This window comes from Corynebacterium segmentosum (assembly GCF_900637825.1).
GTDB classification, from domain to species: domain Bacteria; phylum Actinomycetota; class Actinomycetes; order Mycobacteriales; family Mycobacteriaceae; genus Corynebacterium; species Corynebacterium accolens.
Genome location: NZ_LR134408.1, coordinates 761,091 through 785,925, shown reverse-complemented (window position 1 = coordinate 785,925; position 24,835 = coordinate 761,091). Strand labels below are relative to the sequence as shown.

At 60.5% G+C, this 24,835-nt stretch carries 24 protein-coding genes; 8 read left to right on the top strand and 16 right to left on the bottom strand.

Annotated features, from left to right (window positions below):
* Positions 1-26: 26 nt before the first annotated feature.
* Positions 27-1,346, top strand: a complete 1,320-nt coding sequence (locus tag EL217_RS03865; protein ID WP_126318646.1) for a hypothetical protein — start codon at positions 27-29, stop codon at positions 1,344-1,346.
* Positions 1,347-1,401: 55 nt separating this feature from the next.
* On the opposite strand, the gene EL217_RS03860 is transcribed toward EL217_RS03865, so the two are convergent.
* The 4 genes from EL217_RS03860 to EL217_RS03845 all read right to left on the bottom strand — a co-directional run bounded on the left by EL217_RS03860 (position 1,402) and on the right by EL217_RS03845 (position 5,637).
* A complete protein-coding gene (locus EL217_RS03860) occupies positions 1,402-2,382 on the bottom strand; it encodes a 4-(cytidine 5'-diphospho)-2-C-methyl-D-erythritol kinase (protein ID WP_005279951.1) in 981 nt (326 codons plus the stop codon).
* Positions 2,379-3,242 (bottom strand): 16S rRNA (adenine(1518)-N(6)/adenine(1519)-N(6))-dimethyltransferase RsmA, encoded by an 864-nt coding sequence (gene rsmA, locus EL217_RS03855; RefSeq protein ID WP_005279949.1) that lies wholly within the window; start codon positions 3,240-3,242, stop codon positions 2,379-2,381. Before rsmA ends, EL217_RS03860 begins: the two co-directional genes overlap by 4 nt.
* A gap of 108 nt (positions 3,243-3,350) precedes the next feature.
* Complete coding sequence (locus EL217_RS03850; RefSeq protein WP_005279948.1) at positions 3,351-4,526, bottom strand: resuscitation-promoting factor; 1,176 nt, start codon at positions 4,524-4,526, stop codon at positions 3,351-3,353.
* Positions 4,527-4,800: 274 nt separating this feature from the next.
* Complete coding sequence (locus EL217_RS03845; RefSeq protein WP_035108602.1) at positions 4,801-5,637, bottom strand: TatD family hydrolase; 837 nt, start codon at positions 5,635-5,637, stop codon at positions 4,801-4,803.
* Positions 5,638-5,662: 25 nt separating this feature from the next.
* On the opposite strand from EL217_RS03845, the gene EL217_RS03840 reads away from it, so the two are divergent.
* Both EL217_RS03840 and EL217_RS03835 read left to right on the top strand, forming a co-directional pair.
* On the top strand, positions 5,663-6,157 hold the full coding sequence (locus tag EL217_RS03840) for a GNAT family N-acetyltransferase (protein ID WP_126318644.1): 495 nt from the start codon (positions 5,663-5,665) through the stop codon (positions 6,155-6,157).
* Positions 6,158-6,168: 11 nt separating this feature from the next.
* A complete protein-coding gene (locus EL217_RS03835; RefSeq protein ID WP_126318642.1) occupies positions 6,169-6,669 on the top strand; it encodes a GNAT family N-acetyltransferase in 501 nt (166 codons plus the stop codon).
* A 93-nt stretch (positions 6,670-6,762) separates the two neighbouring features.
* Here EL217_RS03835 and metG read toward each other — a convergent pair whose 3' ends face one another.
* From metG to rsmI, 3 genes are all read right to left on the bottom strand, one after another.
* Positions 6,763-8,595: a methionine--tRNA ligase gene (gene metG / locus EL217_RS03830; protein WP_005281993.1), complete on the bottom strand. Its 1,833-nt coding sequence runs from the start codon at positions 8,593-8,595 to the stop codon at positions 6,763-6,765.
* 134 nt (positions 8,596-8,729) lie between these two features.
* Entirely contained in the window at positions 8,730-10,586 is a 1,857-nt protein-coding gene (locus EL217_RS03825; RefSeq protein WP_126318640.1) for a BCCT family transporter, read from the bottom strand.
* A 282-nt stretch (positions 10,587-10,868) separates the two neighbouring features.
* Complete coding sequence (gene rsmI / locus EL217_RS03820; protein WP_126318638.1) at positions 10,869-11,717, bottom strand: 16S rRNA (cytidine(1402)-2'-O)-methyltransferase; 849 nt, start codon at positions 11,715-11,717, stop codon at positions 10,869-10,871.
* A gap of 120 nt (positions 11,718-11,837) precedes the next feature.
* Between rsmI and EL217_RS03815 the strand changes: the two genes are divergently transcribed.
* Positions 11,838-13,367, top strand: a complete 1,530-nt coding sequence (locus EL217_RS03815) for a dolichyl-phosphate-mannose--protein mannosyltransferase (protein ID WP_172596741.1) — start codon at positions 11,838-11,840, stop codon at positions 13,365-13,367.
* Between the two features lie 20 nt (positions 13,368-13,387).
* On the opposite strand, the gene EL217_RS03810 is transcribed toward EL217_RS03815, so the two are convergent.
* On the bottom strand, positions 13,388-14,089 hold the full coding sequence (locus tag EL217_RS03810) for a zf-HC2 domain-containing protein (RefSeq protein ID WP_005279937.1): 702 nt from the start codon (positions 14,087-14,089) through the stop codon (positions 13,388-13,390).
* Positions 14,076-14,489 (bottom strand): DoxX family protein, encoded by a 414-nt coding sequence (locus EL217_RS03805; RefSeq protein ID WP_005279936.1) that lies wholly within the window; start codon positions 14,487-14,489, stop codon positions 14,076-14,078. Before EL217_RS03805 ends, EL217_RS03810 begins: the two co-directional genes overlap by 14 nt.
* A 171-nt stretch (positions 14,490-14,660) precedes the next feature.
* Here EL217_RS03805 and EL217_RS03800 point away from each other — a divergent pair, with 171 nt between their 5' ends.
* Positions 14,661-15,323: a DNA-3-methyladenine glycosylase I gene (locus tag EL217_RS03800; RefSeq protein ID WP_126318634.1), complete on the top strand. Its 663-nt coding sequence runs from the start codon at positions 14,661-14,663 to the stop codon at positions 15,321-15,323.
* Here EL217_RS03800 and glpR read toward each other — a convergent pair.
* From glpR to EL217_RS03780, 4 genes are all read right to left on the bottom strand, one after another.
* Positions 15,320-16,783, bottom strand: coding sequence for a gephyrin-like molybdotransferase receptor GlpR (gene glpR / locus EL217_RS03795; RefSeq protein ID WP_126318632.1), 1,464 nt, complete (start codon positions 16,781-16,783; stop codon positions 15,320-15,322). The genes EL217_RS03800 and glpR overlap by 4 nt on opposite strands.
* 145 nt (positions 16,784-16,928) lie before the next feature.
* The gene (locus tag EL217_RS03790) at positions 16,929-17,639 is read right to left on the bottom strand and encodes a GNAT family N-acetyltransferase (RefSeq protein WP_126318630.1); all 711 of its coding nucleotides are present in this window, start codon (positions 17,637-17,639) and stop codon (positions 16,929-16,931) included.
* Positions 17,639-18,973: a gephyrin-like molybdotransferase Glp gene (gene glp / locus EL217_RS03785; RefSeq protein ID WP_126318628.1), complete on the bottom strand. Its 1,335-nt coding sequence runs from the start codon at positions 18,971-18,973 to the stop codon at positions 17,639-17,641. The genes EL217_RS03790 and glp overlap by 1 nt, the downstream gene beginning before the upstream one ends.
* A gap of 72 nt (positions 18,974-19,045) precedes the next feature.
* Positions 19,046-19,972: a UTP--glucose-1-phosphate uridylyltransferase gene (locus EL217_RS03780; RefSeq protein ID WP_034658348.1), complete on the bottom strand. Its 927-nt coding sequence runs from the start codon at positions 19,970-19,972 to the stop codon at positions 19,046-19,048.
* A gap of 68 nt (positions 19,973-20,040) precedes the next feature.
* On the opposite strand from EL217_RS03780, the gene EL217_RS03775 reads away from it, so the two are divergent.
* From EL217_RS03775 to mscL, 3 genes are all read left to right on the top strand, one after another.
* Complete coding sequence (locus EL217_RS03775) at positions 20,041-20,622, top strand: 5-formyltetrahydrofolate cyclo-ligase (protein WP_023028539.1); 582 nt, start codon at positions 20,041-20,043, stop codon at positions 20,620-20,622.
* A gap of 39 nt (positions 20,623-20,661) precedes the next feature.
* Complete coding sequence (locus EL217_RS03770; protein WP_126318626.1) at positions 20,662-21,387, top strand: SAF domain-containing protein; 726 nt, start codon at positions 20,662-20,664, stop codon at positions 21,385-21,387.
* Between the two features lie 227 nt (positions 21,388-21,614).
* Positions 21,615-22,112: a large-conductance mechanosensitive channel protein MscL gene (gene mscL, locus EL217_RS03765; RefSeq protein WP_126318624.1), complete on the top strand. Its 498-nt coding sequence runs from the start codon at positions 21,615-21,617 to the stop codon at positions 22,110-22,112.
* Positions 22,113-22,174: 62 nt separating this feature from the next.
* Here mscL and EL217_RS03760 read toward each other — a convergent pair whose 3' ends face one another.
* From EL217_RS03760 to EL217_RS03750, 3 genes are all read right to left on the bottom strand, one after another.
* On the bottom strand, positions 22,175-22,408 hold the full coding sequence (locus EL217_RS03760) for a hypothetical protein (protein ID WP_126318622.1): 234 nt from the start codon (positions 22,406-22,408) through the stop codon (positions 22,175-22,177).
* Positions 22,409-22,436: 28 nt separating this feature from the next.
* Positions 22,437-23,045 (bottom strand): MogA/MoaB family molybdenum cofactor biosynthesis protein, encoded by a 609-nt coding sequence (locus EL217_RS03755; RefSeq protein ID WP_126318620.1) that lies wholly within the window; start codon positions 23,043-23,045, stop codon positions 22,437-22,439.
* Between the two features lie 61 nt (positions 23,046-23,106).
* Entirely contained in the window at positions 23,107-24,609 is a 1,503-nt protein-coding gene (locus tag EL217_RS03750) for a S1C family serine protease (RefSeq protein WP_126318618.1), read from the bottom strand.
* Positions 24,610-24,835: the final 226 nt, after the last annotated feature.

The following is a 24,835-nucleotide window of genomic DNA, read 5'->3' as shown; positions in this document are numbered from 1 at the left end:
ATTCACTTGCAATACCCTGCGCATGTATGAAGAAGCACACACTTACCCTCTGTACTATCCTCTCTGCCACTGCGCTCACCATCGCTGCCTGCTCGGCGCCGGAAGAAGACACCGACGCCCAAAACACCAGCGAATCCACCACCACGGAAAGCCATGACCACGATCATGACCACGATCATGATCACGAGGGCCACTCCCACGACGGCATGGAGGCTGAAGAAGGCCAGACCGAGGTAGCACAGCTTCCCACCCGTATCGTCTTCTCCCACGCCGGGGGCCTGACCACCTACGATGCCAAATCCGGCGATGTCCTCGATGAAGAGGACATGAACGCCTTCCTCCGCCTTAACGATGCAGGCAATGACCGCCACGTCATGGTGACCAAGGGCGATAACTTCCTTACCTACGATACCGGCCGCATCACCAAGGAACACGGCGACCACAACCACTACTACACCGCGGATCCGAAGCTGGGCGATGACAAGATTAAGGCACCCCACGCCGGTCACGTGGTCCACCACGATGGTTTTACCGCCCTATTTTCTGATGGCGATGGCGTAGCCAAGATTTATAAAACCGAGGACATCGGCTCCAAGGACGCCAAGCCCGTCAACACCGTCAAGACTGGCGAGGGTCACCACGGCGTGGCCGTCCCGCTTGAGGATGGCTCCGTGGTCATCACCAAGGGCACCGAGGACGAGCGCCACACCATCCAGCACCTGAATAAGGATGGCAAGGTCCTGGATGAGACCACCGAGTGCCCCGGCGTCCACGGCGAAGCAGCCGCTGGAAACGGCAAGCTCTTCTTCGGCTGCGAAGACGGCCCCGTAGTCTTTGACGGCTCCAAGTTCCACAAGGTAGACGTCTCCGATTACGCCGGCGCCGAAGGCTACCAGCGCTCCGGAAACGCCGCGGGTTCTGAGGAATCGAACGTCATCTTGGCCGATAATAAGACCGACAAGGACGCCGAGCACGAGCGCCCCACCTCCGTGACGCTGATCAATACCGAGGACTACTCCGCCAAGAAGGTGGACTTGGACGGTTCCTACTGGTTCCGCTCGCTGGCGCGCGGCCCAATGGGCGAGGCACTGGTGCTGACCACCGACGGCAAGCTCAACATCATCGATCCAGACTCCGGGGAAATCACCAAGCAGATCGACGCGATTTCCAAGTGGAAAGAAAACGAGGAGTGGCAGCAGCCGGGCCCGATCCTGAAGGCCGCCAATGGCTATGCCTACATCACGGACGCGCAGAAGAAGGAGCTCGTCGTCATCGACCTCTTGCGCGGTAAGGAAACCGACCGCTACGAGCTGGACTTTGAGCCCACCGAAATGGCCGTGCTCTAAATATCCAGCGCTCTAGCGCTTGTGCTTGGCGATGCCCCTCCTCCATCGCCCTAAGCTAGAGCACTTCCGCACCCGCAGCCGGGCCCTGGGCGACAACGCCCTTGGTGCCCGGTATTTCTATGCTGACCTGCGCTGCGATTTCCTCCGCATCTTCCTGCGAAGCACATAAGAAGGCGCAGGTAGGCCCGCTGCCGGAGACGATGCCATTGAGCGCGCCCGCATCCATGCCTGCCTCCAAGGTTTTGCGGAGATCTGGGCGCAGGGATAGCGCGGCGGGCTGCAAGTCATTGTGCAGGTGCGCCGCCACGCGCTGGGCATCGCCGGAAATAAGTGCCTGGGAAATCTCCGTGGTATCGAGGGCCGGTGCACTAGCCCGCCCCGCATCGCGCAATTCATCGAGCTTGCGGAATACGCTAGGCGTAGAAAGGCCGCGATCAGAGGCGATCAGCGCCCAGTGATAGGTGCCCCTTGTCATCATGGAAGTCAATTGCTCCCCGCGCCCAGTCCCTAACGCCGTACCGCCCAGCAGGGTAAAGGGAACATCGGAGCCAAGGGCGGCACCCAAGGCATCCAGAATGTGATCGCCTACCGAATCGATCCCGTAATAACGGCCGTAACAGCGCTCGGCAAGGCGCAGCGCAGCCGCAGCATCCGCGGAACCGCCCGCCATGCCACCGGCGGTAGGAATCGCCTTGTGGATCTCGAGTCCGACCTCCGGAATCTTGATGCCCCCGCGGGTGACATACAAGTGCTGCATGATGCGGTCCACCGCAGTCCAGGCCAGGTTCGTATCGTCCTCGGGCACGCCCGCCTCGTGCGGACCGGATACCTTGAGGTATTGCACGCGTGGCTTATCCACTTCGGCATTGCCTAAATCAGTCAGCGTTACCGTATCGTGCAGGCTCAAAGACTGAAAGACCGTGACCAGCTCGTGAAAGCCATCCTCCCGCGGCTCGGCCACGCCAAGGTGCACATTGACCTTGGCGTGCGCATGCGCGGTATAGGTAATCGGCTCGTTTCCGTGCGATGCGTTCACTGTAGTCCTGCCAATCGTACAAAGTCTGCAACAGCGAGCTTCTCCCCGCGCTGCTTCGGATCGATTCCGGCCGCGCGCAAGGCCTCCTCGGCGGCTGCGCCGGAGCCGTAGTGGCCCGATAGCGCGGCGCGGAGGGTTTTGCGGCGTTGGGCAAAGGCGGCATCGACAAGCGGCCATACCGCAGCGCGCGCGGCATCGTCGACCGGCCAAGGCGGGGTATCGAAGACATCGATGCGCACCAAGCCGGAGGCGATATTGGGCGCGGGCCAAAAGACATTCTTGCCAATGGTCCCAGCCTGGCTCACCGCGCCATAAAAGCCAGCCTTCACGGAAGGCACGCCGTAGATCTTGCTGCCGGGCTCCGCAGCGAGGCGCTGCGCCACCTCCAGCTGCACCATAACGAGCACGCGGCGGATGGAGGGAAAGGTTTCCAAAAAGTGCAGGAGCACCGGCACCGCCACGTTATAAGGCAGGTTGGCCACCAGCGCCGTAGGTGCAGCGACATCTTCGCTGGTCACGCGCAGCGCGTCCTTTTCCACCACGCGCAGGCGCTTAGCGTAGTCCTCCGCGCGCTCGCCCACCGTTTCCGGCAGCTGCGCGGCCAAGCGCGGATCGATCTCCACCGCGGTGAGATCCTGGACGGTCTCCACCAACCCGAGGGTCAGCGACCCCAACCCAGGGCCGACCTCCACGACGTGGTCTGTGGGGTCCAGGTCCGCCGCCGCGATGATGCGGCGGATGGTATTGGGGTCGTGGAGAAAATTCTGCCCCAACTTCTTGGTGGGCGTGATATCCAGTTTCTCCGCTAAAGCTCGGATTTCTACTGGGCCTAAAAACGCGGCGCCCGGGGAATCAGTCATGTTTTCTAACCTAGTAGAAGAATGCAGAAAGTCGCACCCCGCGTCGTGGTGACGCGGAATGCGGTGACGCGAGGTGCGGTGCAGAATGCGCGGTGTGGCGCGTGCTTTTTAGCGCAGTCCCAACTTGGCGGTACATGCAGGCCATGCGCCCCAACCCTGGGCGGCCTGCACCTTTTGTGCCACGGCAATTTGTTGCTCGCGGGTGGCCTGCCAAGCCTCAGGGGCGTATTCGGTACCGCCGAGACCAGCCCAGGTGGACGGCGCGAACTGCAGGCCCCCGGAGAAACCATTGCCGGTATTAATGGACCAGTTACCGTTGGACTCACACTGCGCGATGGCATCCCATACGGAGCCATCAGCCACGGCAGGGGCAGCCGCGCCCGAGTTACCGCCTTGCGGTTCCGGCTCCGCCTGCTTGGTGCCTCGGGCGATGGTCGCAGGCTTTGGTCCTACAACGACCTCATCCTTGATGACCTCTTCGGATTCCTTCTTGCCGTTTTTCAGCACCACCTTGCGGGTGATCTCGCGCTTACCCTTTTCGCCCTGCTCGCGCACCTCTTCGGCGCCGGCTTCCAGCTCAGGGTCATCCACGAAATTCGGCTCGGCGTCGAATTCCTCGGTGACATCTTCGGTCTGGATGTCTATCCGCTCTACCTTGATAGACATGCCCTCGGTGACCTTTTCTTCCTTGGCCGGGAAGACGCGGTCATCCTCACCGAGCTTGATACCGCGCTCCTTGAGCACATCGCCCACGGTCTTGGCGGCAATCTTGGTGTAGGTATTCTTGCCGCCATCGTTGATCTTGATGATCTTCGGGGAGACGACTTCTAGATCCATGCCGTCTTTTAGCTGGGCATCCTTATCCACGTCATCCTCGCCAGACTTCACGGCAGCTCCTGGGTTTACACCCTGCAGGTTATTGAGCAGATCAGAAACGGTGAGATCGGTGGTAGAAAGCTGCTGCTGTTCACCATCGATGGACACGGCAACCGGCTTGGCGGTGCGCACGGAAATCTCATCACCATCGGCCACGGACTCAGACGGTGCGGGCGAGACGATATCCTCTTCTCCCACCTGGACGCCGGCGGCCTGCAGTACACCGTCTACGTCCTTGGCAAAGGTAGCCAGCTCAACCTTGTCGCCGTTGACGTCTACGACCAGGTCCTTCTGCGCGGCAACCGCCACGACACCGCCGACGGCGAGGGTGCTCAAGACGCCACCCGTTGCCAGGCGCAGCGGCAGGGAACGTGAATTATTGATGCGCTTAATGTGGTGAGGTGCCATGTGTAGTTAATCTCCGGTGGTGCTGTCTATCCAGTATCACAATTGTTGCCGCTGGCCTAGGGGAAACCAGCGGCGGTACCGCGACTGCCCCACTGTGGAGCAACGCTGCGGGAAGGTAGAGGCATAAAGCCTCAACGAACAATCAATAACAATACGATAACGGGTGGGGAAAGTCGAGAAGCGCTGCGCCACAGCTATAACGGGCGAAAACAGTTGTCACATCCAGCACCCATGCCACCAGCGACCAGCGGATTTAATTTTGTGACGATCCTCACTACTGCTCTGTATTGAGCCCATATACGCGGTCAAAAGTCTCATTGACCTCCGCCGCCAAGGCCTGCGTGGTCTGGTGGCGCGCCCGGGCGATGCAGTCATAGGTGTGCCCGATGAGGGATGGCTCGTTGCGCTGCCCGCGGAAGGGCTCCGGGGTCATAAATGGCGCATCGGTTTCCACGAGCAATTGCCCCGCCGGGGCCAGCGCCGCCGCCTGACGCAGCTCCGCATTGCGCTTGAAGGTGACATTGCCAGCAAAGGACAAGACGTAGCCGCGCTCGAGCGCCTCTTCTGCCACGCGCAGCGGCGAGGAGAAGCAGTGGAGCATGACGGTGGTGGGCGTGGGGGCATCGGCAAGAATGCGCAGCAGGTCTTGGTCCGCCTCGCGGTTGTGGATCATAAGCGTCTTGCCGGTGCGCACCGCCAGATCGATATGCCAGCGCAGGGATTCCTCCTGCTGGACCAAGCTCGCGGTCGTCTCCGGTTCGTGGTGGACCCAATAGGCATCCATGCCGGTCTCCCCCACCGCCACGCACCGCGGATCCGCCACCATCTCCTCCAACGCGGCTTTGGTGGGCGCGTCTAGTTCATTCGCCCGCACCGGGTGGATGGCGCAGGCGGCATACACATTGGGAAAAGCGCGCGCGGTCGCAAGGGCCGCCTCGGACTCGCGGCGGTCATCGCCAACCGTAACCAGGCGGGATACCCCTGCGGCGCGGGCGCGGTTGACCAGCACCTCATCGGTGTCTTTATGCGAGAAAAGGTGGGTATGCGCATCGCTGAGGCCGCTGAGCCCTGGGGCCGGAATGGGAGTAGGACGTGGCTTCTTTTTAGACATACCCGCAATTGTAATATTGGCAGCTATGTTGATCAGACCAGCGGACCTGAGCGATGTCCCCGCCATGACCGATACCCTCAACTGGGCCATCGAGCATACCGACGTCATCTTTGACTCCACCCCAGTTACCGTGGCAGAGCGCGAAGAACACCTGCGTCATATTCAGGAATTGGGATGTCCCTTCCTCGTTGCCGAAACCAATGCTGGCGAATACCTAGGCTGGGCGCTCTATCACCCCTACCGCGATGCCCGCATCTGGCAGGGCTGCTATGAAACCACGATTTATCTTTCCCCCAATGCCCAAGGCCAAGGCGTAGGCACCGCGCTTATGAGTGAGCTAGTAGACCGCGCCCGGGCAGATGACAAGGTGCATGCGCTGCTCGCCTTAATCGTGTCTACTAATACAGCATCATTAAAGTTGCACGAAAAGTTCGGGTTTGAAAACGTGGGAACTCTCAAAGAGGTAACCTACAAATTCGATCACTGGCTTAGCCTCACCCACTTAGAACTTCTGGTGTAAAGGACTTTTTGATGCATATTCGCCCCGCCGAGCTTGCCGATGCCCCCTCCATTTCCGCCATCTACAACGCCGCCTCCGCGGCTAAACCGGCCAATAACCTCATTACCTGGCAAGAAGAGGTTTCTGAGCGCGAGGATTGGCTAAAAGAATTGTCCAAGGCCGGCTCGCCCGTGCTCGTTGCCGTGGACGATGATGAAATCATCGGCTGGGCCGCCTACTTTCAATTCGTCACGCCCGCCATCTATTACGGCACCGTCGAAGATTCCGTGTATATCTCCCCCGCAGCCCAGGGCAAGGGCGTGGGCTCTGAGCTTCTCGATGCCCTCATGGACATCGCCGCCGATGATCCCTATATCGAGACCATGATTACCTATATCGTGGATACCAATGCCGGTTCCATTGCGCTGCACAAGAAGTTTGGGTTTAAAGAAACCGGCCGCATGCCCAATATCCACACCAAGGACGGCGTGCGCCTGGGCTTAGTTCACCTGCAGCGCGATTTCCAGCACTAGGCAGAGCCTTTAAGGCATAGCAAAAGCGCGGTGGCCTCCCCCTCTCATTGGGATTGGCCACCGCGCTTGTGTATCTACGCGGGGTTATCCGTATTAGTTCATCACTGGTGCCCACTCCGGGCCGGTTTCACCAAGCTCTGGATCCAGCTTGGAAATCAGCGGCTTCGGCTTTGCCAAGGTCGTACCCGGTGCCACCTGGATGCGCTCCCACTTGGCCTGCTGCTGGGTGTAGTCACCCATAATCACCGGATATTCGTGGTTTTCTGGGGGAAGCCCCGCACCCACGAGCTCAACCGGGATATCGTCCTTGACCTCGCGCACCTCAGGCTGCGCGGCCCATTCGCCGGTGCGGCCCAGGGTCTCGTGCACCTTTTGTGCGGTAAACGGTAGGAACGGGGTGAGCATGACGTTGCAGTCAGACACGACCTGCAGGGCGGTCCACAACACGGTAGCCAGGCGCTCGCGCTGGGTTTCATCCTTGGCCAGCTTCCACGGCTCCTGGGAGGCGATATAGGCATTCGCCTCGCCCACCACGTGCATGATGGAGACAATGGCCTGCTTGAACTTGGATTGCTCCAGCAGGTTACCGGCGGTGGTAAAGGTCTCCTCCGCCAGCTGCAAAATGGCCTCGTCGCGCTCCTCCAGGGCCGCTGGAACCGGAACCTCGCCAAAGTTCTTGTGCGCCATGGATACGGTGCGGTTGACCAGGTTGCCCCAGCCATTGGCCAGCTCATTATTGATGCGACGCACGAATTCATCCCACGTAAAGTCTGCGTCGTTGTTTTCCGGACCGGCTACGGCAATGAAGTAGCGCAGCGGATCCGGGCCGAACTCAGCCAGGAAGTCCTTAACGTAGATCACCACTCCCTTGGAGGAGGAGAACTTTGAGCCGGACATAGTCAGGTATTCCGAGGACACGATCTCCGTTGGCAGGTCCAGCTCACCGTACTGGTGCAGCTCGCCGCCCTTCGAGCCCTTGCCGGCATAGCCCAGCAGTTCCGCCGGCCAGATCTGCGAGTGGAAGGTGATATTGTCCTTGCCCTGGAAGTAATAGTGGCGGGTTTCTGGGTCCTGCCAAAATTCCTTCCACGCCTCCGGCTGGCCGGTGCGGTGCGCCCACTCGATGGAGGCAGACAGGTAGCCCACGACGGCATCGAACCACACGTACAGCTTCTTCGCGTTATTGTCCTGCCAGCCGTCCACCGGAATGGGAATGCCCCAGTCGATATCGCGGGTCATGGTGCGCGGGCGCATATCCTCCAGCAGGTTCAAGGAGAACTTCAGCACGTTCGGGCGCCAATCCTCGCGGGTGGAAAGCCACTTTTGCAGCTCGTCCTTAAGGGAGGGCAGATCCAACAGGAAGTGCTCGGTCTCCACGAACTGCGGGGTTTCGCCGTTGATCTTGGATACCGGGTCAATGAGGTCTACCGGGTCCAGCTGGTTGCCGCAGTTATCGCACTGATCACCGCGGGCGCCATCCGCGCCGCAGATGGGGCACGTGCCCTCGATATAGCGGTCTGGCAGCGTGCGGCCGGTGGACGGCGAGATTGCCCCCTTGGTGGTCTCCTTCAGCATGTAGCCGTTCTCATTGAGGCCCTTGAAAAGTTCCTGCACCACCGAGTAGTGGTTACGGGTGGTGGTGCGGGTAAATAGGTCATAGGACAAGCCGAGGTTAGCCAGATCGTTGACAATCTGGCGGTTGTAGCGGTCTGCGAGCTCGCGGACGGATACGCCTTCCTTATCGGCCTGGACCAGCAACGGGGTGCCGTGCTCATCCGTGCCGGAGACCATGAGTACGTTGCGGCCGCGCATTCGCTGGAAGCGGGCGAATACGTCAGAGGGAACGCCAAAGCCAGCCACGTGACCGATGTGGCGCGGGCCATTGGCATATGGCCAGGCAACATTTACTACTAAAGACTCAGTCATGGAGTCCAGTTTATCGAAGCACCTGCACGAACACACGTTGAGGGCACATAACCTCTACAGCTGAAAAGCGCCCGCCTCCTTCCCTCGTGCGGGAAAGCGGCGGGCGCTGCTACCAAAGGCGGTAGATGCTTTATCTACTTGCGCTTCATCGGGTTCTTCAAACGCTCGTTGCGACGCTTCTTGAGTTCCTGCGTGCGCTGGTAGTCGCGGTGCAAGCGGCGCTCGCGGGCCATCTTGCGCTGGAACTGCTGCGCCTCGCGGTACTCGAGGTAAATAATGTCATTGCTCAAGTCCTTGTAGATGGCGAACATCAAGCCAATGACGATGAACAAGAACGGCAGCGCCGCCACGATGGTGACGTTCTGCAGGTTGGACAGCGCGTCCTCATTAACCAAGAGCAAGGTCAGGCCAACGGCTGCGGTCAGAGCACCCCACATGGCGGATAGCCACGGCTTCGCGGTTGCGGCACCATTCTGGGTCATCGATCCCATCACGGTGGAGGCGGAGTCCGCAGACGTAATGAAGAAGGTGGACAGCAAGATGACGGCGACGACGCCGGCAATGAAGCCACCAGGCAGGTTGTGTAGGAGGTTAAACAGCTCTACCTCGGCGGATTCGCCGGTGATGGATTCGCCGTTTTGCTCCATGTGGATTGCGGTGCCACCGAAGATGGCGAACCACAGGGTGGAAACGCCGGCTGGGATAAGCAAGACGCCTAGGCAGAACTCGCGGACGGAACGGCCGCGGGAAATGCGTGCCAAGAACATGCCCACGAATGGGGACCAGGAGACCCACCATGCCCAGTAGAAGATGGTGTAGCTAGACAGCCACTCGCCGGCGGTGCCGTTTTCGGATTCTGCGGTACGGCCGATCATCTCGGTGAAGTAGTTGAAGTAGTTACCGATGGAACCCGGAACTTGGTTCAGGATGGTCACGGTTGGACCCAAGATGAAGACGAAGATGGCCAGCACCGCAGCCAAGACCATGTTGGCATTGGACACGTACTGAATGCCCTTGCCCACACCGGAGAGTGCGGAGAGCAAGAAGGCCAGGGTCAGGACCAAAACAATGCCGATAACCACGGACTGGGTTGGGTTATCGATGATGCCGGAGGCTTCCAGGCCGGCCTGGATCTGCAGCGCACCAAGACCCAGGGAGCAGGCGGTGCCGAAGACGGTGGCGAAGATGGACAGGATGTCAATGAACTTGCCCAATCCACCATTGGCCCGGCGCTCGCCGATGAGCGGCACGAAGGCCTGGCTCAACAGCTGCTTGCGGCCGATACGGTAGGTCGAGTACGCGATGGCCAAACCAACAATGGCGTAAACAGCCCAGGGGTGCAGCGTCCAGTGGAACATGGCATAGGCCATGGACGAGCCCACGTTTTCCGTTCCCCGGCCAGGCGTACCGTCGCGGTAGTTCGCCAGCGGCTCGGAAGCGCCATAGAACATCAGGCCGATGCCCATACCGGCAGCGAACATCATGGCAATCCACGAAGGCGTGGAAAACTCCGGTTCCTCATTAATGTGGCCCAACTTGATGGTGCCAAATTTAGAGGAAGCGATGAAGATAACGAAGGCCACGAAGACGGTGCCAAAAAGCACGTAAGCCCAACCGAACTTATCGACGACCCACGTCAGGGCCGCGGAAGAAAAGTCCGCGAAGTTATCCGGCGCGGCAAGGCCCCAAATAACGATGGCGGCAACAAGCACACCGGCGATACCCATGATGGTCCAGTCAATCGGGATATTATCGCGGTCTGCGGCGATTTCGATTTCCGGATCGTCATACTCTTCGGGGTGGAACCCCTCAGAGTTGATCATGTCCTGGATTTGGCTCGTCGCCGTCTGCTCATCCAGCGTCTCTTCTACCGTTTGATAATCCTCAATCGGCTGATCGCTCGAAGCAGTAGAAGTGGCCCCAGCAGGAGATTCGCCGGGCCCCTTCCCTTCTTCGGGCACACCAGCGCCGTTATTTTCAGTATTAGTCATGCTTTCTACATTGGTGGCGTGACCCCAATTTTTCAAACCACTTTTCTATCAAAACCCCAGCTTACGCACATTTTTGAGCGTTTCCTTAAGGTTTCCTGCATGACTATAGGTGGCATATCCCCACGTAGACGGCTTTTAGGCGCCACACGCCCGGAAAGTATAACGATTCGATAACTTATACAGAAGCGTGAAACTACCTGCTAGCACGGTTAATTGTGACCTTTTATACACTGCATAGAAATAAGCTGCTGTCACCTCAACAAGTGCTCAGCTAACGGGCACTCAGCGGGCCTCTAGTGCGGCATCATAAAGCTCCCGATTGGATACCCCACTCCCCTTGGCGGCCTGCTTGCACGCGTCCTTCAAGCGCATGCCAGCCTCGGCCAACTCCAAGGCCTGTGGGACGAGATCCGCGGCGGTCACGGCAGCGCCGGTTCCGCCTTCAATGACCACGGTAATCTCGCCCTTGACTCCCTCGCTCGCCCATTCGGCCAGCTCAGCTAGCGAGCCGCGGCGCACTTCCTCGTATGTCTTGGTCAGCTCGCGGCACACCGCGGCGGGGCGATCGCCGCCGAGGACCTGGGCGGCATCGGCAAGCGTATCGACGATGCGGTGGGGCGATTCAAAAAATACGATGGCACGCTTTTCATTGCGCAGCGATTCCAGCCACGCCTTTCGCGGACCGGGCTTGCGCGGAGGGAATGCATCGAAGAGGAAGTGGCCCACGCCCAGACCAGAGAGGGCGAGCGCCGTGGGCACCGCCGAGGGGCCTGGAAAACACGTCACGGGAATATCTCTTTCGGCGGCCGCGGCCACCAGTGACAGGCCGGGATCGGAGATGATCGGCATGCCGGCATCGGTGACCACGAGGACGGTGCCGTGCTGGGCGGCATCGATAAGCTGCTGCGCACGCGCCTGCTCATTGTGGTCAAAGTTGGATACCACGGACCCGGAAATTTCGATGCCCAGGGCCTGCGCCAGGTTGCGCACGCGGCGGGTATCTTCGGCGGCGATGACATCAGCATGCGCCAATGCCTGCATCAGGCGCGCCGAGGCATCACCGACATTTCCCAAGGGCGTGGCGGCAAGGATAACGCCGCGCGGAAGTGGGTCCAGACCTAAAGCTGACATGCCTCTAGCATTCCACATTCTCCTATGCGCCCGCGCGCAGGCTCGTGGCCTAAACTCTTCTTCGTGACTATTGCTACCGCTGCCCCCGCTAGCTCACCGCGCACCCCGCATAACCGTGTGATGCCGCCGGCACCGCGTGCCTATACGTGGGGCAAGGCCGATTGGATTAGCACCGGCATCATCGCGGTTCTCGCGCTCATTACCCGGTTCGTGGGCCTTACCGCGCCGGTGTCCCAGGGCACGCCCGTCTTCGATGAAAAGCACTATGTGCCGCAGGCCTGGGACATGGTCAAAAGCTGGGATAACTTATTCATCGGCGGCATTGAGACCAACCCGGGCTTTGGACTCGTCGTTCACCCGCCGCTGGGCAAGCAGATCATTGCCCTTTCAGAATGGGTCTTTGGTTATACCCCGCTGGGCTGGCGCTTGATGACGGCCCTCTTCGGCGTCGCCACCGTGCTGATGACCATGGCGCTGGCCCGCCGGCTGTCCTTTTCCTGGCAGGTGGCCACCTTTGCCGGCATTTTGGCCGTCTGCGATGGCGTACTCTTGGTCTCCGCGAAGTTTGGCATGCTGGATATCTTCCAGGTCTTTTTCATCGTCGCCGCCGCGTGGGCGCTAGCCCGCGATCATCAACAAATGCGCGAGCGCCTGCACGACGCCCTGCTGAGCGGCGGAATAGGCACCTCCCCCTTCGGCCCGCGTTTTGGCTTCCGGTGGTGGCGCTTTACCGCTGGAGTCTTCCTAGGACTATCGCTCGCCGTGAAGTGGTCCGGGCTGTACTACATCATGTTCTTCGGCCTGCTCTGCGTCTTTAGCGACCTCGCATTGCGCCGCAAGTACGGCATTCGCCGCTACATCGTGGGTACGCTCATTCGCGATACTCCCGCGGCACTTGCCTCCCTAGTAGCCGTGCCAATAATGATTTATGTGTGGAGCTGGCGCGCGTGGTTCGCCTCAGAAACCGCGGTCTACCGGCACGCCAAAGTGGATGGGACCATCGGGGAAGACTCCTGGCTCATGCACTTACCGGAACCTGTGGCCGGCTGGTTTTATTACCACTTATCCGTATTGGATTTTCACGCCAGCTTGACCTCTTCTGGTGGCCACCACCACCCGTGGGATTCCAAGCCGTGGGCATGGCTGGCCGGGGCCCGGCCCATTTTGTACTACTCCAGCACGGATCTGGAATGCAGCGGCGGTGGCGAATGCCGCAAGATGCTCTACCTCTTTGGCACCCCGGCGATCTGGTGGCTGGTGGTCCCCGCGGTGCTATGGGGGCTGTGGTCCCTTATCATCCGCCGCAACCGCGCCTTCCTCATCCCCCTCGTGGGCTTCGCGGCCGGATTCCTCCCGTGGCTCGCAGCCTTTGACCGGCAGATGTACTTCTTTTATGCCACCGCGTTTATCCCCTTTGTCATCGTGCTTCTTGCCCTCGCGCTGGGCCAAATGGTCGGGCACGGTAAGCCCATCAGGTGGCGGTGGATTACACGCATCGCTGGTGGAACGATGCGGCGGGGAACGTTTGCCGCCGCCTGCTACCTTGCCTTGGTGGTCGCGATGTTCTTCTACTTCGCGCCCATCTTATACGGCTTCATCATCCCGGAATCTTGGTACCAGTCCATGATGTGGCTGCCCAGCTGGAAATAGGTGGCAGAGGCCCGTTCGCCTTAGTGTGGCTGCGCGTTCAGGGATTTCCACCACGCGCGCACCAGGTAGCCCTTCTCGGCCGCCCATGCCCAGGCCAGGCTGATGGTCGATAGCGCGGTGGCAATAAGCAAATAGACCTGCTCCATGGTGACGGTCCCCAGCGCAATATCGCGCACGCCAAAACCAAAAAGAAACGCAAACATCGTGGCTGATACCGGGAACAACCCGGTCACAGAGGCTGGGCGCCACGCGCTCCACAGCAGTCCGCACGCCATGCCAAAGCGCACGGCCGCGCCCTCCATCAGGAGGTTGGCGCGCTCCGGATCGGCTGCCGGATCCAGCACCGCCCCCTCTGCGCCCATCGGTACCAGGCCGGAGGCGCGTACCACCTGCACGATGGCCCACACTGCAAAGACAAGTCCCATGACCACCAAGGCGATGCGCGCCACCGTGAGGTTGGCCTGCCTAGCGCTCGATGCCCGCTTCCACTCCGGTTCCACCCCGGCGAGGATCACCTCTGAGAGGTCCGTCGGCGGTGCCATGCCGGAATCCGCCGGTTCCACGAAGCTTAAGGAGCGCGATAGCGCCGCTGCCTTATCGCGAAAGGCCCGGCACTCCGCGCAGTGTTCTAGGTGGGCGTCGATGACGTCAGCGGAAAGCTCCGCTTCTTCCCCATCCAGCTGGGCAGAAATCGCCGCTTGCACTTGGCTATGCGTCAACATTGCTTAACGCCCTATCCAAGCTCGCCCGGCCAGAACCAAAAATAACGATCATTATGAGCGACATGCACAGCACCAGCGGGTACTCGATGCCGCCGTCGCCAGCAAAAAGGCCGTTGCCCCAGTGCACGAAGTACAGCGCGCCCACCATATCCACGGCCAGCGCCGCCGCGGCAAAGGTGGTTAATAAACCAATGACGAGGAAGGCGCCGCCTACCATCTCCCCGATTGCGGCGGCATAACCGGCAATCTGTGGCTGCGGGATGCCCAGGGCAGAAAACTGCCCTACCGTCTCATCCATTCCATCCATGAACATCTTGTCCACGCCGTGCGCGATAAAAATGAGTCCGAGGACCAACCGAAAAAGCAGCAATGCGGCATCGCGAACGGCAGGTCTATTCATGGTCAATAGACTACATCGAATGCCCACCCCAACGCGAAGACGCCACCGCCCCACCCGCCTAGCTTGCAATTTCACCATCTAGCAAGACTCACGCTGCGCCTCACCCGCCATCGCTGCTTCAATGGGAAAGACAAGGACAATAGGCACGACATACCAACAGGAGAACCTCCCATGGACACTGAAACCACCACCGAAGAACGCACCCCGCTGGCCTACGATGAGCACGGGGTAGCCCGCACGCCGTGGGCCGTGACATCGTCGCTGTTGACGAATTATTACGATACCGAATGGGGCCTTCCCATTAGGGACGAGGCCGGTCTTTTTGAGCGCCTGAGCTTGGAGTCCTTCCAGTCTGGGCTGTCTTGGGCCGTGGTATTAAAAAAGCGCCCGGCCTTCCGCGAGGCCTTTTGCCATTTTGATCCAGAAAAGGTCGCGGAATTCGGCGAGGCCGAGGTGGAGCACTTGCTTGCCGATGCCACCATTATCCGCAACGAGCCCAAGATCCGCGCCACCATCAATAATGCGAAGGCCACCATTAAACTGCGCGAAGACGGTGGACTAGCGGATTTCATTTGGAGCTTTCAGCCCGCAGAAAATATCTATCCCGAGGTCATGGAGGATATTCCGAAGAAGAGCCCCGAGTCGCAGGCAATGTCGCGGGAATTGAAGAAGGCCGGATTTAAGTTTGTGGGGCCGGTGACCTGCTTTGCGCTCATGGAAGCCATCGGTATGGTCGATACCCATCTCTTAGGCTCCCACCGCCGGGCTTCCTCCGGCGTATGGCCGGAGGAAACCGAAAAACTGCACGGAAGCCAGGCGCAGCGGGCTAATTAACCCGCGCGGCGAGCGGCCAGGTCATCGCGGCGCCCTACCCCATCGGGCCCGGCGTGTGGGCCATCAAAGTCACCGTCTTCATCGTCGCTGTAGCTTAAGGGAAGGTGCTCAAAGTCGGGGCTTTCATCGTCGATTTCGACGACGACCGCACCCGGACGGCGCAGGTTGCGGGGGATCTTCAATGCCTCATCATCAGTATTGTGAACGCCCAACCGCGCCCGGCGCAGGTGCTTTACGCGACGGCGCAATAGCGCCTGCTCTTGGCGGACTTGCGCGCGCAGCGCCACAAGATAGGTACCGGTCAGAACGCCGACGATTCCTGCCAGCCACCAGGTCCATCCGCCGGCCACAATGCCCAAGGCCACGGTGAGGACCACGGCGATGGCTAGGCCAATGAGCGTGCGCTGTCGGCGTTGATAGCGAGTGGCGGACTTCTCTTTATCCGCCACTGGGTCCCAGCCGCCGCGGCCAAGGCGGCGCTGGGCAAATGCGACCTCGTCCTCAGAAAGGTCGGTATTTAACGCCGCGTCCCCGGCACCATAGGCACCGTGCGCATCCGCTTCCGCGGATTCCTCGAGTGCACCGTCGTTCTCCGGCTCTTCCGAGTCGGTCTCTGCGGTGTCTGCCTCTTCGGCATCGATAACAGGAGCAGGATCGACCGCACCTGGGTACATCAGATCTACCGGGGAGGTATAGGTCTCGTCATAGTCGTACGCATCCTCGGCAATGTCTGCTGCCACCGGCGCGGTGAAAGACTCGGTGGAATTGGCAACCACATCGCCGCGGCGGCGCTTGCGCTTTGCATCGCCTTCTTCCCCGGCGGCGCGCTCGTCATCATCAAGCAAGACATCATCGGCATCGTCAACGTCCGCATCTGCATCGTCGGAATCATTGGACGTGCGTGCGCTATCGGCTGCTTCTGTGGAATCGGTCGCGTCGGGTGAGTCAGCAGCTGCTGGAACCGCGGATTCCTCAATGACTTCACCCTCGATGGTCTCTGCCGGCCCATCAGCCTGGGTGGCCTGCTCGTCGCGCGCGTCAGCCTCATCCTCGTCTGCGGCGGAGCGGTATGCGCGGCCACCTACGCCAAAGGGTTGCGCCCGAGCGCGGCGGGCAGCGCCAGCAATGGTCCGCGACTGCGCGTGGGAAGAACGGTCTTCTGCGCCCTCATCGATCAGCACGTCATCGACGTCTGCCTCGCTGTCCGGGTCCTCAGCGGCAGCGGATACGACCTCGTAGTCGTAATCCTCATCCGAGCCGCTGCGGTGGACATCATCGGCCCGCAAGCGCGGGCGGCGGCGGCCGGCGACGTTTCCGGAATCTCCGGAAAAGAGCACGCGGGTATCCTCAAATGCCTCGCCGGTATGGCTCATCGGGCGGTTGCTCCTACCCAGTAGCCACGGCGCGAGCACGAAGAGCCACACCACGATGATTGCGATAACTGGCACAGCTGTGGACACGACTTAAGGACCTTCCCTTGGGATACAGATGATTACTCCACTGTAATCGCTAAAACCGCACTTTAGGGCCCACATAAGCTGTAAATTACAATGTTGTTACTTATGTGAAAATTGTGAAAGCATTACCCAGATTTAAGGAAGGTTTTCACACCAAACGCCCAGCTTGGCGCAGCCGCTCCACCGCCGTGGATGAGAAGTCTTCCTTGACTAGGGCCACGAAATGGTGATCCCGCCAAGCGCCATCGATATGCAGGTTGCGGCGCAAATACCCCTCGGACCGAAAACCATTGGCCCCCAGCACGCGCCCGGAGGCGGGGTTTTGCTCCAAGTAGGTGGCGGTCACCCGGTGCAGGCCCACCCGCCCAAAGGCATGATCCACGCCCAGGGCTGTCGCCGCGGTGGCAACGCCTGCGCCCTGCACGGCGGAATAAACCCAATACCCGATCCAGCAGTCCCGGATGCTGCCGTGCTGGATATTGCCGAGCGTTACCTGGCCGACGAACTTTCCCTCGAGCTCAATGGCCAAAGGGATTACCTGGGCATCGCGCGCGGAATTGCGCAGAAAAATGAGGTAATTCCACCAGGCCTGCGAGCTGTGGGCCTCTGTCCAAGTGGTCGCTTGGGTCGGCTCCACCGGCCGGAGCAATGGTTCATCCTCAATGCGCTGGCGCCGCCACTCGGGACCATCCGAGCGCAGCAAGGGTCTCAGCCGCATTCGCCCGCCAGACGGCAGTGTCCCCGAGGAAGGAAGCTGCACCGTCGGCGTCGCTTCCGGCCAACCGGGATGCAGATCATCAGTGGGCCCGGTAACTGGATGACGCAGCTTGGCTGAGGCGGTACCGAAAGGGTCAAGCATTAGCTGCGCTGGGTCAGAAATAAGACGTCAACAACATCGCCCGGGCGGATCTCGGTGACTTCCTCTGGCACGCGGATCATGGCGTTGGCCTCGGAAAGTCCGGCCAGTAGGTGCGCCGGCGCGCCGGTCGCACCGCCAAGGCCCTCAACCAGGTAATCGGCGGTCTCGGCATCGCGCATCAAGCGGGCGCGGATGAAACCACGGCGCCCGGGGCGGGAATCAATGTGGTTGAGCGCGCGGGCACGCACCACCCGGCGGTGGGCGTTGCGCTTGCCCAAGGCCAGGCGAATCAAGGGTCGAATATAGATTTCGAAAATAACCAGCGACGATACTGGGTTCGAGGGAAGGAGGAAGGTGGGGATGCGTTCATCTCCTACCAGCCCAAAACCTTGCACGGATCCTGGGTGCATAGCCACGCGGGAGGTATCGATATCGCCGATTTCCGCCAAAATCTCGCGGATTTGCTCGGCACCGGCGCCACCAACGGCACCGGTAATAACGAGGGCCTCGCTGCGCGTGATATGGGTTTCTAGCACTTCCCGGATGCGACGGGGCTCGCCTTCGGCAATGCCCACGCGGACCACGTCCGCCCCCGCTTCTTTTGCAGCGGCAGCCAAGGAGTAAGAGTTCACATCAAAGACTTGGCCTAGGCCCGGTTCCTTGTCCACATCAACGAGCTCGCGGCCAAAGGACACGATGGTCACACGGGGTCGAGGATAAACCAGCACCTTGGAGCGCCCCACGGCGGCCAGCAGGCCAATCTGCGCCGGGCCAAGGACGGTGCCGGAGGACACAGCGACATCGCCGGGCTGAATATCATCGCCCACGCGGCGGACGAAGTCGCCCGAGCGCACCGTCCGGTGCGCCGTGATGCGCTTGCGGCCGCGATCGGTCCACTCGAGGGGCAGGACGGCATCGGCAAGCGTGGGCAAGGGCGCGCCCGTATAGACGCGTACGGCCTGCTTGGGCTGCAGGCGCAACGGCTGCTTCGAACCGGCCGGAACCTCGCCCACGACGGGCAAGGAGCGCTCGACCTCGGGTGGGGCGGGCTGCGCGGCGGCGTCCTCGGCCTGCTCGGCAGATCCCTCCCCTTCGCTGCTTTCCTGGTCCTGATTCTTCGGGCGCCGGACCTTCAGCCCGCGCTCGCCGCCGATATCAACGGCGCGAACCGCATAACCATCGATGGCCGCCTGGGGAAAGCCCGGTAAGGGCTGATTGGCCTGCACCTGCTCGGCGCACATTAACCCCAGCGCATTAGAAATGCTCATCCGCACCGGCTCCGGGGTCGTCGCCGCATCAGTAACCAGAGCCAACTGGTCATCAACTGAACGCATACGGTCTCTGCCCGCCCTTTCTTATTGGCCTTTACCTTGCTGCCCTCAACACACGTGCGCGCGGCAAGATAATTAGTTAAGGCCTTGCTCCGCCTCGAAATCGGACATGATTTGTTTAATAGCTTTATACAGCGCTGGGCCGTATTTTTCATCGCGCAGGCCAAAGTCCACGTTGGCCGGGATATAGCCGCCGGGGTTGCCCAAATCGTGGCGCTTGCCCTCGTGGACCACCACGTGGACGGGCTCGCCTTCCTCAATGAGCAGCTCGATGGCATCGGTCAGCTGCAATTCCCCGCCCTTGCCCGGTTCGATCCGGCGCAGCGCATCAAAGATCTTGCGGTCCAAAAGGTAGCGCCCCGTAGCAACCAGGTTGGACGGTGCGTCCTCCGGGTCCGGTTTTTCTACCATGCCGATAACCTTTTTCACGCCCGGCGCGTCAGTATCTTCTACGTCGAATACGCCGTAGTTAAACGTCTGCTCCTGCGGCACCGCAAAGGCACACAGCACGCTGCCGCCAAGCTCAGCGCGAACGCGCGCCATATCCGCCATAACGGTGGCCGGCAGCACGATGTCATCCGGCAGCATGACGGCAAAGGAGTCTTCGTCCTCTGCCAGGACTTCTTCCGCCAACCCCACGGCATGGCCCAAGCCCAAGGGCTTTTCTTGCTCTACCGCGATGGGCTCAATGAGCTGGTGGGCGCGGTTGACCTTGGCTACCTGCTCATCCTTGCCGCGGGAATCTAGGGTTTCTACCAGATCCGGAAATTCCGCAAAATGGCGCATTACTTCTTGCTTTTCGGGTGCGGTAATAACCGCAAGCCGGCGCGCGCCCACAGAGGCTGCCTCCTCAGCAATCAATTCAATGCCGGGAGTATCCACAACGGGCAGCAATTCTTTGGGGACGGTTTTCGTGGCGGGCAGAAAGCGGGTGCCCATGCCAGCCGCTGGAACTACAACCGTGGTGATTCCGGTGGCGGAATCTTCGCGTTCATTAGCCATGGATCTTAGGGTACAACGGCGCACTATTTTCCTGTGTAGCGCTACGCCACGGACGCTATTATTTATTTATGCCTTCTTCCAGCGATATCAAAGAGCAACTGCGCACCCGCCTGCTTCGCGCGCGCCGCGGCCTCACCGCCGATAAGCGCGCGGAATGGACCACTGCCTTGCGCGAGCAGTTAGAACCTGAGCTTGCCGGTGTATCGAGCGTCGCTGCCTATTGGCCGCTGGGCTCAGAGCCGGGCGGGGCGGATTTCATCCCGTGGCTTTCCCGCCGCGTCGACCGCGTATTATTGCCCATCACCTGCGGTAACGGCGTTTTAAACTGGGCAGAATACAAGGGCACGCACAGCATGCAGCCTGGCCAGCTGGGCATATCCGAACCCGCCGGCCCGCGTTTTGATAGCCGCGTGCTGTGCGGTTGCGATCTGATTTTGGCTCCCGCCATGGCCATCGATGCCGCCGGAAACCGCCTGGGCAAGGGCGGCGGGTACTACGACCGCGCACTTTCCCTGGTGCCGCGCAACCACCCCGCGGTACTCGCCATGGTCTATCCCACCGAGTTCCTTGACTCTATCCCGGCCACATCCCACGATCGCCGGGTCGAGGCCGTGGTTACCGCCGCAGGAATCCACCGCTTTTCTTCCTAGACGGGGAACCGCGCGGGCAGTAGCGCAGTCTAATTGTGCATGGCTCATTCCCCGTCCCCGCGAATCTCACAGTTCTTCCGCACCCTGCGCACCCCTGGCCACCGCCGCGGCGTGCTCGTGCGCCGCGCGATCGCGCTAGCCCTGCTCATCGCTGCGTTGGTCTCCGCGATTTCCAGGGCGAAGGAACTGCCGCAGGTGCTGGTCTTTAGCCACGATCTGCCCGCCGGTGCGGAGCTTTCCGCCTCCGATGTCTCCCTCGAGCCCCTGCCTTCTTCTTCCATTCCTAGCAGCGCGCTTGCCGATGCCCCCTCCGATCTCGCCGGCCGCATCATCACCGCCGCTGCGGGCAAGGGCGAGGTTGTCACCAGCCAGCGGCTCCTGGGCCAAGAGTTGGTCTCTAGCCTCGTCGCGAACTCGGGATCTGCCGATTCTAAGGGAGGCGGCTCCGGCCGCATGATCCCAGTCAAACTTGCCGATCCAGACATCATCCCCCACCTTCACCACGGCGATACCGTCGATATCGTCACGGCAAGCGATGCCACCGATTCCCAGCCCGCGACCGCACGCGTCATCGCCTCCGGCGCCCGGGTGGTCTCCACCACCACTGCGGAGGGTGAAGTTTCTTCTGCCACCGTCTTGCTCGCACTTCCCAATGAGCACGCCAACGATGTAGCCGCGGCCTCATTGAACCAACCGCTGACCGTGGTCATCGTGGGCGATCGCGCCCAGCCTCAAGCCGTTGATGACGCAGATACTGCTGCCTAAAGACCGCACGAAGGTTGACCATTGCCCCGATAATCTGGGCAAATTCTAGGAGAATGGAATCTCCATCTGATCGGTTGGAGCAGGTCAGTCACCACTGCACCAATCAAGTGAAGTGTGCCATTCATTTGTCTTCCAGGTTGTGATGACTTTTAGCTTGAACTAAACTCCCAGCGTGCTCATGGATCGCACCCACCCTTACCTATCCCCAGAAAGGTCCGTTTTCTCCCATGCTCAAGGGCTTTAAAGACTTCATTATGCGCGGCAACGTCGTCGAACTTGCCACCGCAGTCATCATCGGTTCCGCATTCACGGCCATCGTCACTTCCGTGACGGATTCCATCATTCAGCCGATCATTAACTCCTTCGGCTCCGCCGAGGTCGACGGTTTGGGCTTCCAAATCACCGATAATAAATCCACCCTCGTGGACTTTGGCGCCGTTATTACCGCCGCGATTAACTTCCTGATCATCGCCGCAGTGGTCTACTTCCTCATCGTGATGCCGCTCAACAAGCTCACTGAAGCATCCAAGCGCCGCCAGGGCGTGGACCCAGAGGCCCCGGCACCAACCTCGGAGGAACTGTTGGCTGAAATCCGCGATCTCTTGCAGGCCCAGAACGCGGGCGCTGTCACCGCCGCAGATAAGGCACTTGGGGAGGCCACTGCAACAGATGCGATCGAAAACTCCACCGCGTCTGAGGGCAAGCACAGCCGCCACGACGACTAGTTCTTACTAAGCGCAGTTAAGACTGCTTCAGAATTTCCGGGCTCGGGACAAGGATGTGCGGGCTACCCGCCGTGGTGCGGCGGCTGATTCTCCCGGTAAAACTCTTCGCCGCGCTCGGCGGCTTGGGCGCCGTCGCCTTCCACTGCAGCATCATCGAGGGTAACGATGCGCTGGGCATCGGTGCCTTCTCCGCTTGCTAAGTCCTGCCCTACTGGGCGATCCGCGCTGCGGTCATATTCCGGCGCATCTGACTGCCGGAATACGCGCCTGCGCTGGCGACGTGGTTGAGAGGTCATGGCAGTATCTCCACCCCTTTCCTTCGCGTTATTGCACGCTGGATTCTTGCAATTGATCCACAAGGTGGTGGACCAGCGGGGTCAACGTGGCCATGCCATCGCGCACGGCAGCGCGCGATGGTGCGAGGTTGACCACGACGGTGGAACCAGAAACGCCCGAAATGCCGCGGGATGCGCACGCATCGACCGCGCCGCACGCCTGACCGGAAGAGCGCAAGGCTTGGGCCACGCCTGGCACCATCTTGTCGATGACCCCAGCGGTAGCCTCTGGGGTCTTATCGCGCGGGCTCACTCCGGTGCCGCCGACGGTGAGAACGAGGTCTACACCGCCGACGACGCCAGTCTCAATGGCCTGCCGGATCTTGGATTTCTTCGAGCGCACGACCACCGAACCATCGATGCGGAAATTCGCCTCTGCCAAAAGTTCAGTAACCAATTTGGAGGTGCTATCTGAATTTTCGCCGGGGTGATCCGTGACTATCACGACGAGCGCGCGGCGCGGCGCCGCCACCCGGTCCTCTTTCTCGCTGGCCAAAAGGTAGGCATCATCCGGCTCCGCCACATCCCGCAAAGCGTCTGTGGAAGCCGAATCCTCCAACCTGGTGGAGTCGGTCAAGTCTTGCTGGGAGTCTGCCATTTTTCTCCTTCAAAGAAACGTCGGGGGCGCAATGCGGACACGGCGCGGGCTGCGTTTTAATCTACTCGCCTGTCAGGGTTACCTCTACCTGACGAGTGTCATCCGAATGTCCATCGGATACTTCCAAGGTGACGGTCGCACCGAAGTCCTGGGAACGCGCGGCAGCGATAAGCGCATCGGCGTTTTCAATCAGCCGGTCATTGACGCGGGTGACGATATCGCCCTGTTTCAAACCTGCTTGATCCGCTGGCCCCCCTGGCTCGACCTCTGCAATGCGCGCGCCATTTCCGTCATCGCGCGCCAGGACCTTAACCCCCAAGGTGGGGTGGGTTACGTGGCCTTTATTGATGAGCTCATCAGCCATGCGCTTGGCAAAGTTGGAAGGAATGGCAAACCCGAGGCCGATAGATCCGCCCTCACCCGAGGTCTTATCGGACAACGATGCAATCATCGAGTTCATACCAACGATATTGCCCTCCATATCCACCAAGGGACCACCGGAGTTGCCGGGGTTGACGGCGGCGTCGGTCTGGATGGCATCGATAAGCGAGGACTCGCCACCCTGCTGAGATGCGCGCACCGGGCGGTTCTTCGCGGATACGATGCCGGAGGTCACCGTGGCATTGAGGCCGAGCGGCGAGCCGACGGCGACTACCTCTTGGCCAACCGCAACCGCATCCGAGTCGCCGAATTGCAGGTGCGGCAAGTCGTGCACGTCCTTGATCTTGATGATGGCAACATCCGTATTGGCATCGGAAGCCACGAGATCGGCTTCGTGCTTGCTGCCATCGTTCAAGGTGACCTGCATGATGCCGCCTTGCTCTGCACCGGCGATGACGTGGTGGTTGGTCAAGACGTAACCATCAGGAGAAATGATGGAACCGGAACCTTCCGCAGCCGAGGTCCGAGTCGCAGTCTGAATGGATACCACGGCCGGCAAAACCTTAGCCGAAACCGCTTCCACCGAGCCCTCCTCCGGTTCCTTACCCATACTATTGGCGGCCGGTTTACTATTGAGCGCCTCATTGACCACGGACGTACCGCTACTGGACTGGTTCTTGCCCACGACCACACCGGTAATGGAACCTGCAGCGATTGCCGCTACCGCAGCAATTGCCGTCGCGGCACCCAGCCCGATCTTCCTTTTCTCCTTTGGCTGCGGCGGCAAAGGCGTTACCCCAGGCACGGGCGGCTGGCCAGGCTGGTTATTCGCAGGCCCCTGCTGGGAGTAATCGCCCTGCTGGGTAGCGAAGCTAGATGTTTCCTCCTGCCCGCGGGTAGCACCCGGCTGAGTGCCACCAAAAAGGCGATTGCTGGGCGGGGTGTGCTGCGCCTGCCACGGTGCCTCGCTCCCGTGCGCGGAGGCTTGTGCCTCCTGCTCGTTGATGCGCGGCTGGTTCCAGCCTTGGGAATAGGTTCCGTTGGAATACGCGGATCCAGAATCCTGTTGGCCGCCGCGCGGCTGGTTATATGGCGTCTGCCCGTTACTCGTGCCGTAGGGATCCTGCGGGACACCGTGCGACCCACCATTATTGCCGCGGTTGTCATCATTCCTCATGTTCATAGGAACACTATGCCTCGCTTCGCTTAGTCACAACTTAAACTATTCTGCCAACCTACTAGAAGTTCCTGTGAAGTTACTGTAGGCGATAAGCTGGTCAAACTCACCACATTTGACGCCCTCTTGACACTCGCACGCGACTGCACCATTACCCCTATTAAGCATCCTTCCACCCTGCGGCGCGCACCACTGTCAACAGAATCACCGGGGCATAAAATCGATCCACCAT